The sequence below is a fragment of the Pedobacter sp. GW822-FHT03F06 genome (assembly GCF_058801365.1).
Genome location: NZ_JBXANE010000001.1, coordinates 152,960 through 174,602 on the forward strand (window position 1 = coordinate 152,960; position 21,643 = coordinate 174,602).

Below are 21,643 nucleotides of genomic sequence, written 5' to 3' on the forward strand. Positions count from 1 at the left end.
GTTGAATGAAGGAATTAGAGCATGACGGAATGAGGAAATGGATTCTATAATTCAATCAATCATTAAAATAGTTACATTTGAGCTTGTACGCATAACCCAAATTAAGATTCATGTCTAAATTTATAGATTATTTAAAAACCAAATCGTTTAGAAACAATATTTTAGCTGCAATAGTAACGGTTGTGGTGCTTCTATTGGTCGCTTTTTTTAGTTTAAGATATTATACCAAACACGGACAAGGCCTAAATGTGCCTATGGTAAAAGGCTTATCTTTTGAGCAGGCAGTTAAGAAACTCGAAGATGCCGGATTAAAATATGAAGTAGATTCTGTTTTTATTATGGATCAGCCTGCAGGAATTGTAATTGATCAGGATCCTGATCCCAATACTTTTGTTAAAGATAACCGTACCATTTACTTAACCATTAATGCAGGTAAAACACCGAATACAAAATTCCCTGATATAGCGTTTAAGACCTTAAGAGAAGCACAGGCTATTATAGAGAGTTCGAGATTAAAACTTGGAGATACAAGCTATAAACCAGATGTAAGCCGCGACGTGGTTTTAGAAGCCTCCTTTGGTGGTCAGCCCATAGCTGCCGGACAGATTGTGCCTGTTGGCTCGAGAATTAACCTGGTACTGGGCGATGGACGTGGAAACGAAGAAGTAGATATTCCACAACTAATGGGATTAACAATGGATGAAGCGAAATTTAGCCTAAGAGGCTCGAACCTGAGTTTAGGGACTATTATTTACGATGGGCCCATTACCGATAGTGCTGCCGCTATTATTATTAAACAAGATCCTATGCTGGTTGATTCGTTAACCAAAGTGGCTATAGGCACAAAAATTAACATTACCCTATCTAACAAACAACAATAAAACACGTATCATATTACAGATGACTGAAGTAGAAAAAAAGAACATGAGTACAGGCAAAAAAGTGGCAATCGTTATTGCAATTGTTGTTATTTTAATTGCTGGTTACTTTGCGTTAAATATTTACAGGCTTTACTTTGCCCCTAACGTTACCGAAAATCAAAAATATCTATATATCAAAACCGGAAGCAGCTACGATGATCTGATCGCAGAAATTAAAAAGAAAGATCTGGTAAAAAGCATCTCTTCTTTTACTGCAGCTGCCGGAAAAATGAATTTAGCTACAAGTGTTAAACCCGGACGTTACCGTTTAACCAAAGGAATGACCAACCGCAGTTTGATTAACTTAATTAAAGCAGGAAATCAGGATCCGGTTAAATTGAAATTTCACAACATCCGCAAGAAAGAAAATTTTGCTGCATATCTGGCCAGCAACCTGGAAGCCGATTCATTAAGTTTTATCAATGTTTTAGATTCTACTGCACTGATTAGCAAATATGGTTTTAACCAGGATAATGTTTACGCGATGTTTATCCCGAATACTTACGAAATGTACTGGAATATTTCGCCGGTTGATTTTTTTGAACGCATGCACAAGGAATATGATAAATTCTGGACAGCCGAGCGGAAACAAAAAGCAGCAAGTTTAAACCTGACTCCAGTACAGGTATATACCCTGGCTTCTATTGTTGATGCAGAGGCACTTTACGACAAAGAAATGCCCATTATAGCGGGTTTGTATTTAAACCGTTTGAATAAAGGCATATTGTTACAGGCTGATCCGACGGTGATTTTTGCAAACAACGATTTTACGGTTAAAAGGGTAACCGGAAAATTATTACAGGTACAATCGCTTTACAACACTTATAAGTACGCTGGTTTGCCTCCGGGACCGATTATGATGCCAAGTATTAATGCAATTGATGCTGTATTAAACCGCGACAACAACAATTATATTTACATGTGTGCCAAAGAAGATTTTTCTGGCTACCATAATTTTGCTGAAAATAAAGCGCAGCACGAAATCAATGCAAAGAAATATCGTGAAGCTTTAAACAAAAGAAACATTTTTAAATAATGTATAGCCACAGTACAAAAATCAGGGTTCGGTATGGCGAAACCGATCAGATGGGCTATATGTATTATGGCAATTATGCACAATACTACGAAGTAGGCCGGGTAGAAATGTTGCGCAGTTTGGGTATGAGCTATAGCTCGATGGAGGCTGACGGAATTATGATGCCTGTTTTGGAATTAAAGTGCAAATACATTAAACCTGCCCTTTACGACCAGGAAATTACCGTAAAAACAATCATCAAAACCTTGCCAGGCATCAGGATCTTTTTCGAGTATGAGTTGTATAACGAAAAAGAAGAGCTCATAAACATTGGGACCACTACACTGGTTTTTGTTGATATGAAGAAAAATAAACCTACAAATCCACCCGAAAATTTTATGGAAAAACTATCGGTGTTTTTTAATTAATAAATACAATGGAATGGTTACATAGGCAATTGTTACATCTTAAACTCTATTCTAGATTTATCGAATGGACGAAGGGATGCGTTTTGCCTGGTTTTAGCCCACTTCCATTGTACACTGTAGCTACATTTTTCTTTCGTGAAATTGGCAAAGATGCTTTGGTAAACAAGTCATCATCTTTAGCTTACAGTTTTATGCTGGCTATCTTCCCTGGCATTATCTTCCTGTTTACCTTAATTCCCTTTATTCCAATCAAAGGTTTCCAGGATCAACTGCTAAACTTAATACAGCTTGTACTGCCGCATAATGCTTTTGATGCCTTTGAAACCACATTAAAAGACATTATTAAAAACCAGAACAGAGGCTTACTATCTTTCGGTTTTTTATCGGCCATATTTTTTGCCACCAATGGGGTTAAAAATTTAATGAAGGCTTTTAACAAATCATCATTGATTATCGAAACCAGGGGCTGGTTAAAACAACGCTTAATTGCACTCGTTTTAACAATCATTATCTGCTTTTCGATCATCATCTGCATCAGCGCCATGACTCTGGGAGAAGTTTTACTGAATAAGATCACAAACGAACTCCACATTAAAGGTAGTTTCCTGGCCTTTGCCGTACAGTTTACCCAGTGGGCACTACTGGCTATTTTATATTTTTTAACGGTATCTATCTTATATCGATACGGGCCGGCACATTCTAAAAAATGGCGTTTCTTTAGTGCAGGTTCCTGGCTGGCTACCATTTTAGCTTTCCTTACTATTTGGGGTTTTTCTTTTTACATTAACCATTTTGCTTCCTACAACAAAGTATATGGTTCTATCGGAACATTAATTGTAGTGATGATCTGGCTTTACCTTAATTCTTTGATTTTATTGATCGGTTTTGAGCTCAATGCCAGTGTTGATGTGAGCAAAAGAAGTGTAAAAATTATCCGCCCTACCTTTAATTTGTTCAAAAAATCGGAGCCAATTGAAGAAAATATCCAGAAGAAATAATTTTTTCTCCCTCTGTGTTAAGTAATTATCAAGTTTATATAAAAAAAAAGCATTCATAGTTTGCAGATTTAACCGGAGTTCGTACTTTTGCCTCCGGAAAGCTGGCAGAGTGGTCGAATGCGGCAGTCTTGAAAACTGTTGACTGTAACAGGTCCGGGGGTTCGAATCCCTCGCTTTCCGCCAAATGAAAAAACGGGTCTTAATAGACCCGTTTTTTTTATGTCTAAAAAAATTGCTAAGTCATATACTATATTAACTTGAATATTTCCCCCCCTTGGAATTCAGGAAGTCTTTAAATTAAAAAGTTATTTTAAGTCTTCTTAATTTCAGTTAAGTTTTATTTACATGACTGAAAGTTTCTGAAAACAGAAGGCTGTTTCTTTTAAAAGGCCTGAATGCAGTTTAAAATCGGGGTATTATTCAAACCAGTAATGAATGAACCCTCAAACTGTCCGTTCGAAGGTTCATAGGTAAAAGCACGTTTTCGTTTTCTCTCCTATTTCATCAGGCTGATATTGGTGAGACCACCGTCGGAAAGAATTTCCGTACCCACTATAAAGGATGAATCATCAGATGCCAGAAATACAGCAGCATTTCCGATATCCGAAGGCAATCCTTGCCTACCAACTGGTGTAATATCGATCCACATCTGCTTCACTTGATCCAATTGCTCTTCGGGGACGATCTTTCCGAAAACCGGGGTATCAATAGATCCGGGCGAAAGCGTATTCACCCTTATTTTTCTGGGTAGTAAATCCAAAGATAAACCTTTGGCAAGCGATATGACAGCTGCTTTTGCCGCTCCGTAAATGGTCATCCCGGGTGCAGCCCGATGAGCAGCGCTAGATCCTATCAAGATAACCGATGCACCGTCATTTAGGTAAGGCAGGGATTTTTGGACGGTGAAATAGGTGCTTTTCAGATTGAGGTCCATATAACTGTCATAGTTTTCCTCAGTAACATCATTGATTGCGGCCATCGGCATACCATCAACAATACCTCCGGCATTTACTACGAGGACATCGATCTTGCCAAACCGCTCAATGGTTTTCCTGAAAATGTTTTCCAGATCTTTGTTAACGGTTACATCTCCTGTTACCCCCACAAAATCTTCGCCTAGTTCCGCGACCGAACGGTCCAAAGTAGCCTTATTTCTGCCGGTAATTACACCTACTGCTCCTTCATTTTTGAAAGCTTCCGCAATTCCAAAACCAATCCCACTGTTGCCGCCGGTAATAACAGCGACCTTATTTTTTAATTTATTCATCTTTAGTTATCTGTTATATTCCGTAAATACCTCCTGAAACCGAAATTTTTTCTCCTGTTATCCATGCCGCCTCGTCGGAGGCAAGAAATACGGCCACTTTTGCTATATCTTCCGGCTGCCCGGTACGTCCAAGCGGTGTGGTGGCAACTAATCTGGCTTCAAATTCACTCCCAATAAATCCTGCACTGTGCGAACCCTCTGTTTCCACAACACCGGGCAAAATAGAATTGATACGGATATTTCTGCCACTAAACTCCTTCGATAAAGCAATGGTTACGGCATCCAATGCTGCCTTGGTTGCAGAATATACACTCCCTGTTGGTAAAGGGGTATTACTTGCACCTGAACTGATATTGATGATATTCCCACCCTTATTGCCGAACAGCTTTAAAGCTCCCTGAATGGTAAAAACAGAACCTAAAACATTAATATTGAACTGCTGATGAAAAGATTCCTCTGATACCTGTTCAATAGGTAAGTATTGGTAAATACCTGCATTATTTACCAGGATATCCAATGTACCGAAAGCTTCTTTTGTTTCTTCAAATAACTTGCTTACATCAGCCTGATTTGATATATCGCCCTGTATAGCAATAGCAGTTCCACCGTTAGCTGTAATCGTTTTAACAACTTTATCGGCGTCTTCTTTGCTTGATGCATAATTTACAACCACTTTCGCACCCTCTGCGGCGAAATGACGGGCTATGGCGGCACCTATTCCTTTTGATGCCCCGGTAACAATAGCCACCCTATTTTTTAATCTACTCATTTTATTGCTTATTGAATTATTGAGCAACAAAGTTATGCTATGTTAATATATTTTAGTTACTTTGTTTCAAAAAGTAACAGTAACCTAGAGGTAACAAAGTAACATATGGAGTGCAAACCAATAGATCAAAATGATCGTAAAAAAGAGATGATGGCCATCCATGATTCGATGGATGTTTTAAGTGGAAAATGGAAAATCTACATCATTTCATCGATATGCCATTATAATAAACGGAGATTTTCCGACATTTTAAATGATGTTATCGGAATTTCAAATAAAATGCTCAGTAAGGAATTGAAAGAATTGGAGATAAACAAATTGGTCAAAAGAACAGTTTTAGACACGCATCCTGTCACCATTCAATACGAGCTTACCAAGCATGGTAAAACGCTACAGACCATAATCAACAATCTGACGGACTGGGGAATTCAGCACCGAAAGGAAATTGTTGGATGAAAGCCATTCGAGGCCTGTAGGTAGGTTCAACCCTGAGGGATAACTCCTGGTATGGAAGGGCTATAAGATTATATTACTTTATCCAAAATTTCCGGAATCTATGGATGGAAAATGGATCATAAATTTAGGGCCAACAATAATTTCAGTTTTCAGGCTGCTCAACAAGCTGTATTTTATTTTGATACGCAATTAACCAAGGTTTTAATAGCTTTGTAATATTTATTCGTAAGGGCGAAGGTAGAGCGTAAAGATATGTTTTTAAGTGTTGCCAATCATTACGTCAAGGATTTTAACCGATTTATACTGAAAATACACCTCTATGTGTAATGCGCATTTTCGATGTAATAATAAGACATCCTTAATACTTATATTCGATGCGGCTTACATATGTAATAATGGAACATGATCCTTCAGTAGGATATAGATATTCAATAGAAAGTTTGTTACACTTGGGAAGTAGTTTATATGGATTTACGGTTTTGCTTAGTTATGAAGAACTTAATCATACAGACTATTCGGGATATATAATTTCTGGACCTATACTGGAGGAAGAGTTTCTTTCATGGGCATTGGATCAGAAGTTCAATCATCTAGGGTTGTAAGCGCGACAAAAATGTTCAAAGCGGTGGAAAGGCAATTAATGAATTTTAATGATTAAAATAATCTACCTAACGATAAGCATGTTTTTTGTTTCAAAGAGCGTGCTTGCACAAAAAAATGATCTCAAGCTACAAGGTCTTTATGTACACACCATCTATTTTGGCAGCAATAAGAACAATTCTATGACAATTTATAAGCAGGATACCTTGTTTGTGAACAACTCAATGGTACTGGAACTTCTTAAAACTATAAGTGATACCGACTTTCTTAACAAACAAAGTAGAAAAATCGTTGCAAGTGGCTATAATATCATTGATTTTAACAATAAGAAGTACGCAACTATAGAAAATTTAAGTAAAAAGACAAATCTTAAATTTTTACCATTTCAGAGTAAAGTGAATGGTTTCGAAATTAACTTCAAGTATTATAACGGGGAAAAATTTGATGAATCAGAAATTAAGCTGGATGGTTTGACATTAAAGAAAATTGTCTTCACTCCTAACACCGGACAAATGAAAGGGCAAATATTTACAGCATATTTAAGAAAGCCATACACAGCTTCAGAACCGTCATTTGCACCAAACCTAGAATCAAAATTTGGTGGCCGTATTTACCAACTTGAACTTGAAACGCCCTCTGGTGAAGAGAAAATTGTTAGAAAACTGATCTTTAAACCTCTAATAAAGGATCCAAATTTGACATTTTTAAAATCATTTAAAAATTAATATTCCCGACCAAATTATTTAGTGGCCGTCTCATAAATAGATTCTACTAAATAGTCGTGAAAGAACGCTTTGAATTAATTTTTAGTTATACCTAAGTGGGTAATATTTAATAAATAATTACCCACTTAAAATTTGAATTATGTGTTTGATCTCCTTCGGGCATTTGGAAAAGAATTGCTTTGGTGTCAGAATATTCTATGTGATTCTTCGTGCCTTTCAAAAAGCAAAGAAATGAAACTTACTCACTGTGAAAATAATTCTAAAACATTTAGCCGCTTAGCCAGATTCAGCAAATCAACCGATCGTTATAGTTGTAATTACGCTACTTTTTGTTGCTTTTTAGCAACTGTAAGTTGTATTTAAACCACAAGCGAATTTCTAAAAGCTTTAAGGCTTAATCCTCTCTGCGATTTAAAAAATTTATTCAAATGGCTTTCGTCTGTAAAGCCCAACTCATAGGCAATTTCATTGATCCGCATGTTACTGAAACGTAACCGTGCCTCAACCAGTTTAATCCTTAAATTGGCTATATATTGCTGAAGCGTTTCGTTGGTATGTTTCTTGAAATACTTACCAAAGTAATTCTCAGATATACCAAACCGGCTGCTCAGTTTTTCGGCCCTTAATTTCTCCGGGTTATAAATATTCGCCTGGATATAGTTTAGTAAGGCCAGGGTTTTCCCTTCGGCATCTTCTTTAATGGCAGCTGGCAGGTATTTGGCAATATTTCGGGCTACCACAACAATCATCGTATCTACCATTTTCGCAATTAACTCTTTGTTATATAGATCGCGGTTTACATATTCGGCCATCATTGCATCAATAAGCGACCGGATAAAAGGTTTATCTGAAAAATTTTTTAGGATACAGCCTGGTTGATGACTGGCATTCTGCAGGATATACTCCATCCGTTGTACATCATCGGTACGAAAATCCTTCGAGCGGATGTATACATTTCCGAAACGTAGAAAGAAAAATTCGGTAGTGGTTTCTATCTCAAACGAATGGCAATCTTCTGGCGTAATCAGAAACATATGGCCGGCATAATAATCAAATTTATTGTTATTGATGCATTGCTTTCCTGTGCCCGATAAAATATATATCAGTTCAAAAAATAAATGTTTATGGCCTTCTTTCGGACATTCGTCTAGCTTTTTATAAACAATTTCAAAAGGTTCGTATAAAGTTTCTCTATTCATTTTGTGCTAACCAATAGCGCAAATTTACCAATTAAAAGCAAATTTATACTGAATAATAACACTATATCAGTTTATATTTGCCTTACAGAAATTATAAAATTGTATATTAATATAAAGACATCATGAAAGCTATAGGATTTAAAACCTCATTACCCATTTCGGCAGAAGAAAGTTTTATCGAATTTGAAACAGCTGTTCCACAACCTAGCGGACGCGATATACTGGTTAAGATAAATGCAATCAGTGTAAATCCGGTAGATTATAAGGTTCGCCAGAACAGTGCTAAAGATACCGTGCTGGAAACACCGAAAGTGATTGGCTGGGATGCGACCGGAACGGTAGAAGCAGTTGGAGAAGCAGTTACTTTTTTTAAGCCTGGTGATGCGGTTTATTATGCTGGCGACCTTACGCGCAGTGGAAGCAATGCCGAATATCAATTAATAGATGAGCGTATTGTAGGCTTAAAGCCAAGTACACTTAGCAATACCGAAGCTGCTGCTATGCCCTTAACTGCACTTACAGCATGGGAATCATTATACGATCGTATCCGCATCAGCGAGCAAAAAGATAAAGGAAAAAGTATACTTATTATTGGGGGTGCCGGTGGCGTAGGTTCAATTGCCATACAGCTCGCAAAAAAAATAAGCGGACTAAAGGTAATTACCACAGCTTCGCGTACAGAAACCAAAGAATGGTGCCTGGCTATGGGAGCCGATTTGGTAGTAGACCATAAAAACCTGGTTGAAGAAATACGTTCAGCAGGTTGTCAGGAAGTAGACTTTATCCTAGATTTTGTTGATTTAAATGGCTATTGGGATGCCATAGTAGAATTGATCAAACCACAAGGCCATATTGTTTCCATTACCGGTTCAGCCACTCCTATTGCACTGAATAAATTAAAAAACAAAAGTGTTACTTTTTCATGGGAATTGATGTACACCCGTTCGATGTATCAAACCGATGATATGGAAGCGCAACACCATATTTTAAATAAACTCGCCGAACTTTTTGACAATGGCACGCTTAAAACAACGTTAAATAGCATACTGAAAGGATTTACAGCAGAAAACCTAAAAGAAGCACACCGCTTATTAGAAAGCGGAAAAACTATTGGTAAGGTTGTAATCGAATATTAATCAGCTAACGGTCATTTGCAGATAGTATGTTGCCGTATTACCGTATTGCAATTGCCGTAAAACAAGAAAAGGCTACTCCTTTCGGAGCAACCTTCCCGTATTTTTGATCGATAAAATAGATTGGGCGGGTTATTTTTTCCCGCTCATATCCAGAAAAATAGATTTAATTCCTTCTAACAGCTCTTTTCTTTCACTTGCCAATACCAAAGGAAACCATTCGTCGGTGTGTAATTCTACAACGTGCTCATGAATCAGGTAATGCCTGCCAGATCTAACCCTTCGCCGATTGCCTGGAATGATGGTCCCAGATAACATTTTGATTATAATTTTCGTAATCATCCTAATGTATTTCGGAGAATCCTCATATTTACAGTCAATAAAAAGGATCCACAATCCGTTCAACGTATTGTATTGTATACTTGCTTTCATTTATGAAGCTTATTAAAGATGACTACTAAGGAATACCCGTTTATAAACTGAAGCCCCAGGCGATTCTGAAGCCAACAAAGTTGTTCGTATGGTCGCAGTGATAGAATTTGCCATTGCTTTCATAGCGTAATCCTGCATCGATGTAATTATTGTTGTGCAGATAAAATATCATTCCTGCCTGCGGTGCGTATACAAATGCTGCTTTTTTGCCCTCCACACAATTTGTTTTATTTAAGAGGAAGGAGAAACCTATTTCCGACTGCAGATAAAGATTACTTCTGTAGAAATATTTTAAGCCCGCTTTAACCGGCACAAGCTGTAAATCATCAACCAAGCGGGAGTAATTGCCCGATACAAAAATATTATTGAATCCGGTATTTACCGAGGCATATAAGATGCTTTCGGTGATGGGAAATTCTGCCTGAACGGAAACGCCAAGCGGTGCTTCGTACTTTTTGGCCAAATAGCCAGTAGCCAAACCTGTTTCGATGCCAACTGAGTACCGAATACCTGTACCACCATAAACCTGCGATTGTGCTTTGGCGACCTGAAAGGCAAACAATGGTAACAGTAGAGTTAATGCGTTAATTGTTTTCATGATTTCGAAATTTTAGTGAATAGAAATCCATCACCATAGAGCGTGCTCATGGCGAATTATTTAGAGAGATACTATAAAAAAGGGAGTGTTCACCGGATGGTAAACCCTAAGAAGATATCGGTTTAAAACAAATTAGAATACCGGCAATGACTTAAGAAATAGACCGATTGTTATTTCTTGGCATAGTATGATGTGCAACCGTTTCAGAAACATTCTTTTCTATGTTGTTATTGCTTAATATTTCGTTGTATTTTTCAAGTAACTTGATGTATTTATTCATCCAGAAGTATACAGAATTCGCATCACCTTTGGTTTGATCACCTGTATGTGCATCAAAGGCCTCATGGATATAGTTACTGTTTTTAGCAAAAGTTTCGGGTAATTCAACAGAAAAATCGTGACCGATGACGGTACCTACTTTCCAAATAATTTCAGGGTTTAGACTTTTCTGATCAAACCAATTGTAAATAGTTCTTCTACTTACATTTAATTTCCGGGATAATTCACTTATTCCCATTCTGTCTCTGCGTACAACACGCTCAAGAACCTGGCCTACATTTAAACTCATAGCAGTTAATTTAATTTAAAATAAATATTTAAATTCGATCAACAATCTGGGACGACTATTACTATTTAATGCAATTTAATAATTATTTCAAGAACAAAAGTAAAATAATTACATTAGGGTATTTTTACGGTGATCAATTGGCAACCAACAGGTCTAACTCTTCAAATCTTGAATTATTACTGATGTAATCGGGTATAATTTCTTTCATTTTCTTCACCATATTCAAATCGTTGCCATCGTTATTGAGTACAATCAGATCTTTAATAATTTGATTAACGTACAAATAATTGTAAGCTACTTTTTGTGATATTTTAATTTTTGGATGATGTGTGGGTATAATTTCTTCATCGATAAGCAAAAGTTCTTCATACAGCTTCTCTCCTGGCCTTAAGCCGGTAAACACAATATCGACATCCACATAAGGCGTTAAACCCGCTAATTTGATCATATTTACAGCTAAATCGACAATCTTAACTGGCTTACCCATATCGAAAAGGTATATCTCTCCTCCTTTGCCCATTGCTCCGGCTTCCATTACCAATTGAACGGCTTCCGGAATCGTCATAAAGTACCGGGTAATTTCTGGATCTGTTACTGTGATAGGACCTCTTTTTTCTATCTGGCTTTTAAATCTTGGAATAACAGAGCCATTTGAGCCCAAAACATTTCCGAAACGGGTAGTTACAAAACGGGTGCGCGAAGTTTGTGTGGTAATTTCGCCAGTTGATATAATCTCCGGACTGTTTAGTGACTGAATATAAATTTCGGCCAAACGTTTAGATGCCCCCATTACATTGGTTGGCTTAACAGCTTTATCTGTAGAAATCATTACAAACTTCTCTACGCCAAATTCCATTGATATATCGGCCATGTTTTTAGTGCCCAGCACATTGGTTAAAATGGCTTCAGCTGGATTATTCTCCATCATAGGAACATGTTTGTAAGCCGCAGCATGGAAAACAATTTCAGGTTTATAGAGCTCGAATAATGTTCTGATCCGGTTTAAATTCTGCACATTGGCCATAAATATCTTCACGTTCGCATCCTGGAAGTTGTCTTCCAGTTCGAGTTTTAAATCATGAAGCGGTGTTTCTGCCTGGTCGCAGAGAATTACAGATTTAGGATTGTACTGTAAGGCCTGCCTAACAATCTCCGATCCGATGGAACCCGCAGCACCTGTAACCAAAATACATTTTCCACTTAAATCTTTCAGGATATTCTTTTTATTGAGCTTAATCGGTTCACGCTCCAGCAAATCTTCAATTTTCAGGTCGCGTAATTGGTGCGAATCCAACTTGCCGTACAACCATTTATCTGATGGTGGCACCATAATTACTTTCATACCTTCGTTAACACAGATATCGATAATTTTCTTTTTGTTTAAAGTGTTTAGTGCATCTTCTGCAAAAAGTATCTTTTTTATATTGTGTTTTTCTTTTAATAACGCTACTGAGCAAGAGTGGTATACTTTTTTCTGCTCGAGGTATTTATCAACCCGATCTCTGTTGTCATCAATAAAGCCAATGATGCTTAGGTTAGAATCTCCATTCTGTTCTATTGCTTTTTTGATCAGGATTGCTTTTTTTTCGGATCCATAAATCAGAATATTCTCTTTGGTTTCTGATTTAAGTTCTTTAAAAAACAAAAACACTCCTTTTACCAAAATTCGCATAAGAATAAGCAGCGATGAGGAGATAAAAAAGTTCAATATTAATGCTTTATCCATTTGGTGCCAAAGCAGTTGAAAACGTTGCGAGAGTATTTTATTTACACAAACGAAGAGTAAACTGGTTACAAAAACCGCAAGGAAAACCCTCAAAATATCTTCGGTATTGGAATAGCGGATAATACCGGTGTGTATTCTTAATGAAATGAAAACACCTGCAGCGATGAAACAATAAAGTGCCACATATACAGCATTGCCTGAGTTAAAAACGTCGGCGTAGTTTAAAGTATTGGTTAATACGATGGATATAAACAATGTCCATACAACGATCATCTGATCAATCAATAAAATTAACCACCTTGAGTGTGCTCGGTCTGGAAAAAAGAAATTTTTCATAATTGAGAATCATTAAATATTTGTTTAAAGTTTATTGAGGTATCATTCTATAAAGAGGGAAAAAGTCAACATCTGTATGTATTTGGTTACCCGATTTTTCAACTAACTGGTTGTAAACAGCCTTATTGGCAACAAAACGCCAACTGTAGTAATCTAAAACCATATTTGAAAAACCAAGCTTCCATTCAAAGAGCGAATCTTCTTTAAAACCAAGTCCGCCGCCTAAATGATAGTATTTCATTTTCCATTTGCGGCCTAACTCACTAATTTCATCAACCAAAAATTTAGCTGGAGAATTTTTAAGATAATTGGCATTAGTGGCAATCAAGTGGCCCTCTATAATGCCTTTGGTACACATAATGATACTGCCACAAACTAAATCATCGTTCGAATAAACCAGGATTAACTTACAGTCGAATTCTGTAGCCTGAACAAGCTTGGTAAAGTACTCTTCGGTAAAAAGATAAAAATCAGTAGCACTAATACGGTTCATATTAGATTGATAGAGCTTCGTGAAAGCAGCAATATCTTCTTGAGCGGTAGCTTCTACGGCAACATAACCAAACTTTCTACATTTCTTAATGCTATCTCTCGTTGTTTGCCTATACTGTTTCCGTTGCTCTTCTATACCTTGTTGTAAGTTAATAGCAACTGTTTTTCCATTTTCATACATGCCATCAGTTTTTTGCAACAGTATATTCTGATCAAAAAAAGGGTGAAGCCTGGAAAAAACAGAAACGTAGCTGCCATTATATAAGAATGCGGAAAAAGTACTTAGAAAATTCTCTTTCAAACTGTCGCTCATATCGGTAAATTTCAGGTTAGAAACAGGGCCTGAATAACCGTAAACGCAATGCAGATCGTAATATGGTGTATCCTGGATTGCACGTTCCAATAAAGGGATAGCGATAAAATTATTGACTTCGCAATACACAAACAAAATGGGCCTTCCGTTTGTCGCCATAGCATGGTAATGCCATGTATGATAAAAATCATAATCAGCAGCTAAGCTAATATACTTTACCCAATCATCCTTCTGTTTTAAAGTTAATTGCAAAGTAGTGCCTTTAGCATTATTTTCAATCAGCATATCCATTTCATTAAAAGAAATAATAATTAATTACGAAGCAATTACAGGACTACGGTAGAGTGGAAAAAAATCAACAGTCGAAAAAGGATCAAGCGATCTTTCGTTTAAAAGTGTATTGTATAATTCGTTATTGGCAATATACCGCCAGCTATTAAATTCGAAGCATAAATTAGAAAAACCCATCTTCCAGCCAAAAAGGTTGTCCTCTTTAAAATTAACACCCCCACCCAGGTTAAAATATTTATATCCTAGTTGTCTACCAATTATGGTAATTTCATCAGTCAATAGTTTAGCTGGCGATTCGAACAGGTAAGCGGTTCTGGTAGCCAAAAGGTGCACCTGCATAATTTCTTTGGTACAAACTACTATGGCGCCAGATATGGCTATTCCATCTTTATACACCAAAAAAAGCTTGCTATCAAATTCATCAGAAGAAAGTAGCGCAACGAAATAGGCATTATTAAAAAGGTAAAGGTCTTTTGCGCCTATCCGAATCATATTTTCGGTATATATTTCAGAAAAAATGCTTGTGTCGTTAATATCGGTCGAAATTCGGACTTCATAATTACGCTTTCTCAACCGTCTGATTTTTTCTTTTACGCTTTTTCGGTAGCCCGCCCGTTGATTTTCAATGGTTGTGGTTAAATCGATTGCCACTGTTTTCCCATTGGCATATACTCCTGAAAACTTCTCCATTAACCTTTCCTGATTAAAAAACGGATGCAATCTGGAAAAAACAGTTACATTCTGGCCAGTTTCAAGAAACGCTATGAATGTATTTTTAAAGCGTTCCATAAAATCATCGTCCAAAGCATTGAAGTCCATATTTGAAATGGGCCCTGTATATCCATAAACCGATGTAAAGTCAAAAAAATCGGAACCGGGAATGTTTCTCTTCAAAAGTGGGAAGGCAATATAATTCTCTCCTTCTTCATACACAAACAATATAGGGAAACCACTTTTATCTAAAGCGTGATAATACCAGGTGTGATAAAAATCGTAATGCAAAGCACGTTTTACATATGCAGACCATTCTTGTTTATCGTCAATTGTAATAATCTTTCTCATTTTAAGCTATTAAATTAGGGTAGATTTAAAGTAAGCAGTTCATTTTTAGGTAAGTAAAACAGAAGAATTAATTACCATTTTTATGAAATCTTCCTGTTGTGAAACAGGCTGAAAACCTACTTTTTTATAAATAGAGTAAGCAGCCAGGTTATCTGAATGTACTTCTAAGAAAATATGTTTAAGGTTAAGGTTATAAAAGGCATACTTTAACAACATCAAAGAAGCGTTATAGCCTATACCCTTTCCCCAGTATTTCTTTTCGCCGATAAAGAGGTGAAATTCTGCGCTCTCGTTTTCGATGTCGAGCAGTTGGATATTACCTATATATTCATTCGTATTTTTTACGCAGATGGCAAAACGTTTTTCATTGGCCAGATTTAGTTTATTTAACAACCATTGTTTTTCAACCTCTGCCGTAATGGGATCTTTTAACACAAATTTGGTATACGACCATACTTCAGGGTCGTTTCTCCACTTGTACGACACATCAGCATCTTTTAACGCTAACGGCCTTAAGTAAATTTGAGTGTTCATATGAGCGGTTTTAAGGCTTTAACAATTACTTTCATATCCGCTATGCTGTAGCGGTGATCAATTGGTAACGAAACAAGATGTTTAGTCAGAAAGTATTCATAACTATCAACGTGTGCCCATTCGTAAACATTAGGCCAATAGGTGGCTACAAATATTTTTTGATTGATGAGCTGTTGTTTGATAGACGGATCTTCCACCAGGAGCGGGTAAACCATCGGTACATCTTCTCCTGAAAAATTTAGCCTCAAGATATTTTCCTGCCCCAGGTGCTGATCCAGATAAGCAAAGTTTTTTCTTCTGATATCTGCGCACTTATCGTAATCAATGCTGGAAAGAATGTTTTTAGTTAATACCGACATCTGTTTGATTTCGTTATTGCATAGTTGCTTGTTGTTTTCTATGTAATCTGCATATCCTTCTTCAATATTGATATCGATACTTTTAATCAGGTGAGCGAAGCGATCTGTTGATTGATCCTGTTTTAAATTTAAACCCAATGTGTTAGAGATATTAAGATAGGCACCATCGGGTACGCCGAAAAACTTGCGGCATGAGTAGAAGGTATCGCAATTGTTTACCGGTTTAGAAAAAAATGCCTGCGCATTATCGATAATCAGGTTCTTGATTTTTTTAGCTAGCTTTTTAACAGTTTCCGATTTAACTCCGAAGTAATTGGTGTAAAGTAAGCAGGAATGTTCGCCTATTTCAAAATCTATCACCGGATCTAAATCTTCGTCTATATGGTAAAAGTGATAGGGTATATTTAGTTTTTGGAGCGGTTCTAACAAAACCTCACAGGTATAGTATGGAAGATATATGGAGGAATATTTTCTTGTCCTTAACACATACTCGAGTGCATTTCTGCCTGTATTAAGTGCAATTAAATCAGGGTAATAAAGCTCCCCTTTTGATAATTCGAGGGGGATGTAGCCGCCAATAGTTTTGGGTGAGTGCGTTTCTCTTTCCATCGTTTTATTCTCTACCCTTGGTCTGCTTTATACATTCTGTTTTCTACAGGTCTGTAATATTCCTGTAAACTGGCCGGTACCCTGGCATTGTAACCAATAATCTGCCTTAAATCGCTATCTATTTTTTCGCCAAATTCATATCCTAAAAATCTGGGGTAATCGAATTGTTGTTTAATGTAAGGCTTTGTAAAACCTAGGGTTAAGGCTCTGCGCTGCTTGCGGGTGAAGTTGATACCACCTGCATGCCAGATGTTGGAATCGAATAATATAATGCTTCCCTTTTTGGCAATAGCTTGTTTAGCGAAAGCTTTAAAGTGTTTTTCCTCGGGTTTGATATCCAATTTATGAGAGCCCGACAAAAAATGTGTGGCGCCATTAAATATGGTAAAATCATCAAGTACTATAATCATCTGGATCATAAATTTAGATTCAGCGGAAAATGTGCGTACATCGCGATGGATATCCTGGATATAAGATTTAGTCTTCTTGCTGTTAATCACTCCATTTATTCCGTTAAGAATATAGTTTCCGCCCAAAAAATCACGGATTTCCCTGTGGCAGTACAATTTACTCAAAAGCTCAATAGCGAAATTATCTTTCTCAAGCAAATGATGTAATGTTCCCTCCATATTTTCTTCAATTCCATTTAAAACCTGTATTTCTCTTCTTAACAGATAAGAAGTTTCAAAACCAGTGGTTATTTCTGAAATTAATTTCTGATTGATTGCTTTTTCATATACAACCCATCCATATTCATCAATAGCTTCCCTAAAGTCGGCTAAAGTGGCTCGTTTGTAGATAAATGTATTGTTCACAATTTTAGGTTTAGTTTATTTATTGGTTAGTTACCGATGTGCAAAGGTTGGTTAAGCCTGTAAATGCATAATCTTAAAGAGTGCTGCATTAACGATATCCACATCAAATTTTGTTTTTGCAAATTCATGTCCTTTGTTTCCAAAAGCAATAATATCATCACTATTATTAATAAAGTATTCCATTTTATTGGCTAGTGCGCCAGCATCTTTAACTGGGATAAGAAATCCATTGGCCTGCTTAGGGTCGTTATTAATGGTTTCACGGCATCCTACAGAGTCGCAGGTAATCACCGCCCTGCCTATGGCCATTCCTTCGAGCACGCAGCGTGGAACGCCTTCTCCATAATAAGAAGGGAGCACCATTACCGAAGAGCGCTCAATATCTGGCCGCACATCATCAACCTGCCCTATGTATTGAATCGTATCTCCACTCGCAATTTTCTGGTACAGCTCGGGTGCAATGGCGTCAATGTTCGGATCATATGGTCCAATGAGTTTAAAAACGGCTTGTGGAAAACGTTGTTTAATCAATTTAGCGGCATCGTAATATTCTTTAATGCCTTTTGCATTAATGAGCCTTGATACCATTAAAAAGGTTATGGGCGAGGTACTTGGTTTGGAGTAGTGATAATGACTTAAGTCTACACCCGATCCGTTTACCACATAAACCTGGTGTTTTTTATTCAGGATCTTCAGATCGATTAAACGCTGAGAATCATCTTTGTTCTGAAAAATTATATTTAAACGTGGATTGGGCTTCAGGCTCAACTTTAGTAATAACCTGGTTATTTTAACAATTAGTTTATTACTGGAAGAATTATCGGTAAAGTTATAACCCAAGCCAGTAAGCATGGGGGCAATTAATTTAACCTTGCATAATTTGGCTAAAAAAGAGCCGTAAATAACAGGTTTAAAGGTGTAAGGGAAAAAAATATCAGGTTTTATTTGCCTGATGAGTTTATACAACGAAAAGATAAACCTTAAATCGGATAAGATAGAAACATTACTACCATCTAATTTACTTTCGTAGGTAATTACATTCAGCTTTTTCAGTTTACTTCGAACCGATTCTTGTTCAATTTTAGGCGTAAACACATAAACCTGGTTATGTTGCTGCATTTTTTCGATCAGCTTGCCTCTAAAATCGAGCAGGGATCTGGAAGAGTCGCAGACGATAAAAATCTTTTTCCTAGTTGTATTCATCATGTCAAAATTTTGATTTAAACTGCAAAGCCACCTATCCAGGTGGCTTATTGCAGAAAAAATATGAAGGTTTTGCTTTACCTACCTGGCACCTGCATTCGCCGTTACGATTGCAGGCACACTCGCTGCATCATTAAGGAATGATTTGTACTCATACTCTGGAACCCAGGTAGAAACTGCCGTCGTTATATTGTTTGCACCACATTTATCGTAAATATTGGTGGTAATACCGCTAAAATATCCTTCCGGATCACTTGCCACTTTTGTAGTTAATGGTTTAACACAATTTGAGAAATACTCATTATCTGTTCTTACTATACCCCCTGCTCTTGTACCAATAGAGTAACCAGAGTTGTTAAGGTGATAGTTGTTAAACATGTGCACACTTCCATAGTTCATTGATGGCTCTCTTTCGGTAATATTGTACCACATGTTGTGGTGCATGGTTACATGTAGTTTACCTTTATCAGCTTCGTGACCTTCGATACCACCACTAATTAATACTGATAGGTTGGTATCGTGGAATTTACTCCAAGAAACCGTTACATAATCAGATTCTCTGGTAATGGTAATGTCTTTACCCCAATATTCCCAACCATGCGTACGATCTGTAGAGAAATCGCAATGATCTACCCAGATATGATGAGCAGCTTCTTTAATTTGTACTGCAGCCTGTTCTACGTAGTTTTTAAAAGTAATGTTCTGGATTATAATATTGCTTACTGTATAAATAAATAAATTCACACCTTCAATAACAGCACCAGATCTACCAATAATAGATTTGTTTGATTTTACATAAACAATATCTTTACCAGCGCCTTTAATGGTACCACTCACATAAATAGTACGTGTAATGTTATCACCAACAGCTGCTCTTAGTTGATCAAGTGTGGTTACTGTAGTTTCTACGCCACCCTGGCCGCCTGTTGTTTTACCATTTACAAGAGCATAACCTACCAAGGCTGCATTAATGGTTATATTTGCGGGCGGAGTTACCGTTTCTGTTGGAGGTAGAATGGCACTTGTACCACCCATTACATAAGTATAAGAACGACCGTTAGTTCTGGGGTCGGTATTGTCAGACGCTGAAAATATTACCGTAGTTCCCCAATGGCTAAACCTTCCCTTACCTAAATTCCTAATGTCATCGTGTACGCTATGTGCAGGACCTAGTTCTACTCCGTTTTCAAACAATCTTAAAATCGACTGTTCTTTTGAAGTAGCATTGTCACCACCAGAAATGGATTGTGAAATTTTATATGCATACCCTCCTTCAGACTTTACTCCTATAAGGCTTAGCTTACCTGTACTGCCACTTACAGCAGCTAACACTGAGGTAGAATCGCTTGAAAACAATTCTGTACTGTCGACTAATGTGTCATTAGCATTTACACTTTTTTTACAATTACTAAAGAAGATAATTGTCGTTAACATTAAACCAATTAAACTCACTTTTTTAAACAATTTTGTCATTCTCTGCATTTTTTATTTTTTTAAATTTACAACTTAACGCTATATGCGATAAATGAGTACATCTAATAAAATGCAGTTAAAACGCTGATAATTAAATAATAGGCTTAATATTCGACATTACTTATACTGTAAACCAATTGCTTACAGATAGTAAAATGACAGTTTAATAATTCAGTTTAATAAAATTTATAATACACCTAGTTTACACAAACATGACAAACTAAATTGCAACAACAGCTGTTTTCGGCTTCAACTGTAAATTTGGGTGATAAAATGTTGTAAACCAGTTCACAAAATTCTTTACACCTTTTTGCACAGAAACAGATGGTTCATAATTTAACAAGTTTTTTAAGTCATCGATATCTGCCGATGTTTCTGCCACATCGCCATCTTGCATGGGCATGAATATTTTTTGGGCCGTTATTCCGGTCTCTTTTTCGATTTCTTCGACAAAATCTAACAAGTTAACCGGTGCTCCTCTACCGATATTAAATACGGCAAAAGGTGCTGCAGATGTAGCCGGATCAGGGTTTTGGTTATTCCAGTTTGGATTTGCCTGTGCCGGTTGATCAAAAACTCTTACAATACCTTCGATAATATCGTCTACGTAGGTAAAATCTCTTTTCATTTCCCCGTTATTAAAAACTTCGATGGGCTTGCCTTCTAAAATTGCTTTTGTAAACAAGAACAAAGCCATATCTGGTCGGCCCCAAGGACCGTAAACTGTGAAGAAACGTAAACCAGTGGTTGGTAGATTAAATAAATGGCTATAAGCATGTGCCATTAATTCGTTACTTTTTTTAGAAGCTGCGTACAATGAAACCGGGTGATCTACATTATCATGAGCAGAAAATGGCATTTTTTTATTTAATCCATATACGCTCGAAGAGCTGGCATACAATAAATGGCCAACTTTAAAATGACGGCTACATTCCAGGATATTTAAGAAACCTTTAATGTTGGCTTCGATATAGGCATCCGGATTGGTTAAACTATACCGTACACCTGCCTGAGCGGCCAAATTACAAACCGCATCGAACTTATAGGTTTTAAAACAGTTTTCTAAACTTTCTTTATCGCAGATATCCAACTTTATGAAAGTGTAATTTTCATATCTATTACTTACCTGAGGGATTCCGTAAACCAAATCGGTATGATTAATACCAGTTTGAGCCAAGCGGGCATGTTTTAAGTTCACATCATAATAATCGTTGATGTTATCAATGCCAACAACAACATCTCCTCTTTCCAATAAGCGTTTTGCCAAATGGAAGCCAATAAATCCGGCTGTACCGGTAATTAAAATTTTCATAAAATTTAAG

22 protein-coding genes and 1 tRNA gene are annotated in these 21,643 nt (G+C 36.9%); 8 read left to right on the forward strand and 15 right to left on the reverse strand.

The window, feature by feature from the left end; translation table 11 throughout:
- Positions 1-110 precede the first annotated feature (110 nt).
- The 5 genes from AC1RJ8_RS00530 (at position 111) to AC1RJ8_RS00550 (ending at position 3,544) form a co-directional block, all read left to right on the forward strand.
- Positions 111-881 carry a PASTA domain-containing protein gene (locus tag AC1RJ8_RS00530; protein WP_492952277.1) on the forward strand — a complete coding sequence of 257 codons (771 nt, stop codon included), beginning with the start codon at positions 111-113 and terminating at the stop codon, positions 879-881.
- Positions 882-900: 19 nt separating this feature from the next.
- On the forward strand, positions 901-1,956 hold the full coding sequence (gene mltG / locus AC1RJ8_RS00535) for an endolytic transglycosylase MltG (protein ID WP_492952276.1): 1,056 nt from the start codon (positions 901-903) through the stop codon (positions 1,954-1,956).
- Complete coding sequence (locus AC1RJ8_RS00540) at positions 1,956-2,363, forward strand: acyl-CoA thioesterase (RefSeq protein ID WP_492952275.1); 408 nt, start codon at positions 1,956-1,958, stop codon at positions 2,361-2,363. The genes mltG and AC1RJ8_RS00540 overlap by 1 nt, the downstream gene beginning before the upstream one ends.
- Positions 2,364-2,371: 8 nt before the next feature.
- A complete protein-coding gene (locus tag AC1RJ8_RS00545; protein WP_492952274.1) occupies positions 2,372-3,361 on the forward strand; it encodes a YihY/virulence factor BrkB family protein in 990 nt (329 codons plus the stop codon).
- A 95-nt stretch (positions 3,362-3,456) separates the two neighbouring features.
- Positions 3,457-3,544: transfer RNA gene (locus AC1RJ8_RS00550), tRNA-Ser, on the forward strand.
- A 313-nt stretch (positions 3,545-3,857) separates the two neighbouring features.
- Here the strand turns inward: AC1RJ8_RS00550 and AC1RJ8_RS00555 are convergent.
- Positions 3,858-4,628: a glucose 1-dehydrogenase gene (locus AC1RJ8_RS00555; RefSeq protein ID WP_492952273.1), complete on the reverse strand. Its 771-nt coding sequence runs from the start codon at positions 4,626-4,628 to the stop codon at positions 3,858-3,860.
- A gap of 13 nt (positions 4,629-4,641) precedes the next feature.
- A complete protein-coding gene (locus AC1RJ8_RS00560) occupies positions 4,642-5,397 on the reverse strand; it encodes an SDR family NAD(P)-dependent oxidoreductase (protein ID WP_492952272.1) in 756 nt (251 codons plus the stop codon).
- Positions 5,398-5,502: 105 nt separating this feature from the next.
- Between AC1RJ8_RS00560 and AC1RJ8_RS00565 the strand changes: the two genes are divergently transcribed.
- Positions 5,503-5,853: a winged helix-turn-helix transcriptional regulator gene (locus AC1RJ8_RS00565; RefSeq protein ID WP_057934749.1), complete on the forward strand. Its 351-nt coding sequence runs from the start codon at positions 5,503-5,505 to the stop codon at positions 5,851-5,853.
- A 650-nt stretch (positions 5,854-6,503) separates the two neighbouring features.
- Positions 6,504-7,178, forward strand: a complete 675-nt coding sequence (locus AC1RJ8_RS00570) for a hypothetical protein (RefSeq protein WP_492952271.1) — start codon at positions 6,504-6,506, stop codon at positions 7,176-7,178.
- Between the two features lie 359 nt (positions 7,179-7,537).
- Here AC1RJ8_RS00570 and AC1RJ8_RS00575 read toward each other — a convergent pair whose 3' ends face one another.
- Positions 7,538-8,377, reverse strand: coding sequence for an AraC family transcriptional regulator (locus tag AC1RJ8_RS00575; RefSeq protein WP_492952270.1), 840 nt, complete (start codon positions 8,375-8,377; stop codon positions 7,538-7,540).
- A gap of 122 nt (positions 8,378-8,499) precedes the next feature.
- Here AC1RJ8_RS00575 and AC1RJ8_RS00580 point away from each other — a divergent pair, with 122 nt between their 5' ends.
- Entirely contained in the window at positions 8,500-9,513 is a 1,014-nt protein-coding gene (locus AC1RJ8_RS00580) for a zinc-binding alcohol dehydrogenase family protein (protein WP_492952269.1), read from the forward strand.
- 129 nt (positions 9,514-9,642) lie between these two features.
- Here the strand turns inward: AC1RJ8_RS00580 and AC1RJ8_RS00585 are convergent, their stop codons facing one another.
- The 12 genes from AC1RJ8_RS00585 to AC1RJ8_RS00640 all read right to left on the reverse strand — a co-directional run bounded on the left by AC1RJ8_RS00585 (position 9,643) and on the right by AC1RJ8_RS00640 (position 21,633).
- Positions 9,643-9,942, reverse strand: coding sequence for a hypothetical protein (locus AC1RJ8_RS00585; RefSeq protein ID WP_492952268.1), 300 nt, complete (start codon positions 9,940-9,942; stop codon positions 9,643-9,645).
- Between the two features lie 40 nt (positions 9,943-9,982).
- Positions 9,983-10,540 (reverse strand): hypothetical protein, encoded by a 558-nt coding sequence (locus AC1RJ8_RS00590; RefSeq protein ID WP_492952267.1) that lies wholly within the window; start codon positions 10,538-10,540, stop codon positions 9,983-9,985.
- A 151-nt stretch (positions 10,541-10,691) separates the two neighbouring features.
- Positions 10,692-11,108 carry a helix-turn-helix domain-containing protein gene (locus AC1RJ8_RS00595; protein WP_492952266.1) on the reverse strand — a complete coding sequence of 139 codons (417 nt, stop codon included), beginning with the start codon at positions 11,106-11,108 and terminating at the stop codon, positions 10,692-10,694.
- 133 nt (positions 11,109-11,241) lie between these two features.
- Positions 11,242-13,170: a polysaccharide biosynthesis protein gene (locus AC1RJ8_RS00600; protein ID WP_492952265.1), complete on the reverse strand. Its 1,929-nt coding sequence runs from the start codon at positions 13,168-13,170 to the stop codon at positions 11,242-11,244.
- Positions 13,171-13,201: 31 nt separating this feature from the next.
- A complete protein-coding gene (locus AC1RJ8_RS00605) occupies positions 13,202-14,260 on the reverse strand; it encodes a GNAT family N-acetyltransferase (RefSeq protein WP_492952264.1) in 1,059 nt (352 codons plus the stop codon).
- A 30-nt stretch (positions 14,261-14,290) separates the two neighbouring features.
- Positions 14,291-15,328, reverse strand: coding sequence for a GNAT family N-acetyltransferase (locus AC1RJ8_RS00610; protein ID WP_492952263.1), 1,038 nt, complete (start codon positions 15,326-15,328; stop codon positions 14,291-14,293).
- 45 nt (positions 15,329-15,373) lie between these two features.
- On the reverse strand, positions 15,374-15,862 hold the full coding sequence (locus tag AC1RJ8_RS00615; RefSeq protein WP_492952262.1) for a GNAT family N-acetyltransferase: 489 nt from the start codon (positions 15,860-15,862) through the stop codon (positions 15,374-15,376).
- Positions 15,859-16,830: a hypothetical protein gene (locus AC1RJ8_RS00620; protein ID WP_492952261.1), complete on the reverse strand. Its 972-nt coding sequence runs from the start codon at positions 16,828-16,830 to the stop codon at positions 15,859-15,861. Before AC1RJ8_RS00620 ends, AC1RJ8_RS00615 begins: the two co-directional genes overlap by 4 nt.
- Before the next feature lie 11 nt (positions 16,831-16,841).
- Positions 16,842-17,645: a phytanoyl-CoA dioxygenase family protein gene (locus AC1RJ8_RS00625; RefSeq protein ID WP_492952260.1), complete on the reverse strand. Its 804-nt coding sequence runs from the start codon at positions 17,643-17,645 to the stop codon at positions 16,842-16,844.
- Between the two features lie 51 nt (positions 17,646-17,696).
- Positions 17,697-18,851, reverse strand: coding sequence for a glycosyltransferase family 4 protein (locus AC1RJ8_RS00630; RefSeq protein ID WP_492952259.1), 1,155 nt, complete (start codon positions 18,849-18,851; stop codon positions 17,697-17,699).
- A gap of 78 nt (positions 18,852-18,929) precedes the next feature.
- Positions 18,930-20,321, reverse strand: coding sequence for a pectate lyase family protein (locus tag AC1RJ8_RS00635; protein WP_492952258.1), 1,392 nt, complete (start codon positions 20,319-20,321; stop codon positions 18,930-18,932).
- A gap of 220 nt (positions 20,322-20,541) precedes the next feature.
- Entirely contained in the window at positions 20,542-21,633 is a 1,092-nt protein-coding gene (locus AC1RJ8_RS00640) for an NAD-dependent epimerase (protein WP_492952257.1), read from the reverse strand.
- Positions 21,634-21,643 lie beyond the last annotated feature (10 nt).

Bases quoted from the DNA above. Each gene is read 5' to 3' on its own strand.
- AC1RJ8_RS00560 (WP_492952272.1), bottom strand. From the start codon at position 5,397: ATGAGTAGATTAAAAAATAGGGTGGCTATTGTTACCGGGGCATCAAAA.
- AC1RJ8_RS00610 (WP_492952263.1), bottom strand. From the start codon at position 15,328: ATGAGAAAGATTATTACAATTGACGATAAACAAGAATGGTCTGCATAT.
- mltG (WP_492952276.1), top strand. From the start codon at position 901: ATGACTGAAGTAGAAAAAAAGAACATGAGTACAGGCAAAAAAGTGGCA.
- AC1RJ8_RS00600 (WP_492952265.1), bottom strand. From the start codon at position 13,170: ATGAAAAATTTCTTTTTTCCAGACCGAGCACACTCAAGGTGGTTAATT.
- AC1RJ8_RS00565 (WP_057934749.1), top strand. From the start codon at position 5,503: ATGGAGTGCAAACCAATAGATCAAAATGATCGTAAAAAAGAGATGATG.
- AC1RJ8_RS00640 (WP_492952257.1), bottom strand. From the start codon at position 21,633: ATGAAAATTTTAATTACCGGTACAGCCGGATTTATTGGCTTCCATTTG.
- AC1RJ8_RS00580 (WP_492952269.1), top strand. From the start codon at position 8,500: ATGAAAGCTATAGGATTTAAAACCTCATTACCCATTTCGGCAGAAGAA.
- AC1RJ8_RS00615 (WP_492952262.1), bottom strand. From the start codon at position 15,862: ATGAACACTCAAATTTACTTAAGGCCGTTAGCGTTAAAAGATGCTGAT.
- AC1RJ8_RS00530 (WP_492952277.1), top strand. From the start codon at position 111: ATGTCTAAATTTATAGATTATTTAAAAACCAAATCGTTTAGAAACAAT.
- AC1RJ8_RS00555 (WP_492952273.1), bottom strand. From the start codon at position 4,628: ATGAATAAATTAAAAAATAAGGTCGCTGTTATTACCGGCGGCAACAGT.
- AC1RJ8_RS00540 (WP_492952275.1), top strand. From the start codon at position 1,956: ATGTATAGCCACAGTACAAAAATCAGGGTTCGGTATGGCGAAACCGAT.
- AC1RJ8_RS00545 (WP_492952274.1), top strand. From the start codon at position 2,372: ATGGAATGGTTACATAGGCAATTGTTACATCTTAAACTCTATTCTAGA.
- AC1RJ8_RS00595 (WP_492952266.1), bottom strand. From the start codon at position 11,108: ATGAGTTTAAATGTAGGCCAGGTTCTTGAGCGTGTTGTACGCAGAGAC.
- AC1RJ8_RS00635 (WP_492952258.1), bottom strand. From the start codon at position 20,321: ATGACAAAATTGTTTAAAAAAGTGAGTTTAATTGGTTTAATGTTAACG.
- AC1RJ8_RS00585 (WP_492952268.1), bottom strand. From the start codon at position 9,942: ATGAAAGCAAGTATACAATACAATACGTTGAACGGATTGTGGATCCTT.
- AC1RJ8_RS00575 (WP_492952270.1), bottom strand. From the start codon at position 8,377: ATGAATAGAGAAACTTTATACGAACCTTTTGAAATTGTTTATAAAAAG.
- AC1RJ8_RS00605 (WP_492952264.1), bottom strand. From the start codon at position 14,260: ATGCTGATTGAAAATAATGCTAAAGGCACTACTTTGCAATTAACTTTA.
- AC1RJ8_RS00590 (WP_492952267.1), bottom strand. From the start codon at position 10,540: ATGAAAACAATTAACGCATTAACTCTACTGTTACCATTGTTTGCCTTT.
- AC1RJ8_RS00620 (WP_492952261.1), bottom strand. From the start codon at position 16,830: ATGGAAAGAGAAACGCACTCACCCAAAACTATTGGCGGCTACATCCCC.
- AC1RJ8_RS00570 (WP_492952271.1), top strand. From the start codon at position 6,504: ATGATTAAAATAATCTACCTAACGATAAGCATGTTTTTTGTTTCAAAG.
- AC1RJ8_RS00630 (WP_492952259.1), bottom strand. From the start codon at position 18,851: ATGATGAATACAACTAGGAAAAAGATTTTTATCGTCTGCGACTCTTCC.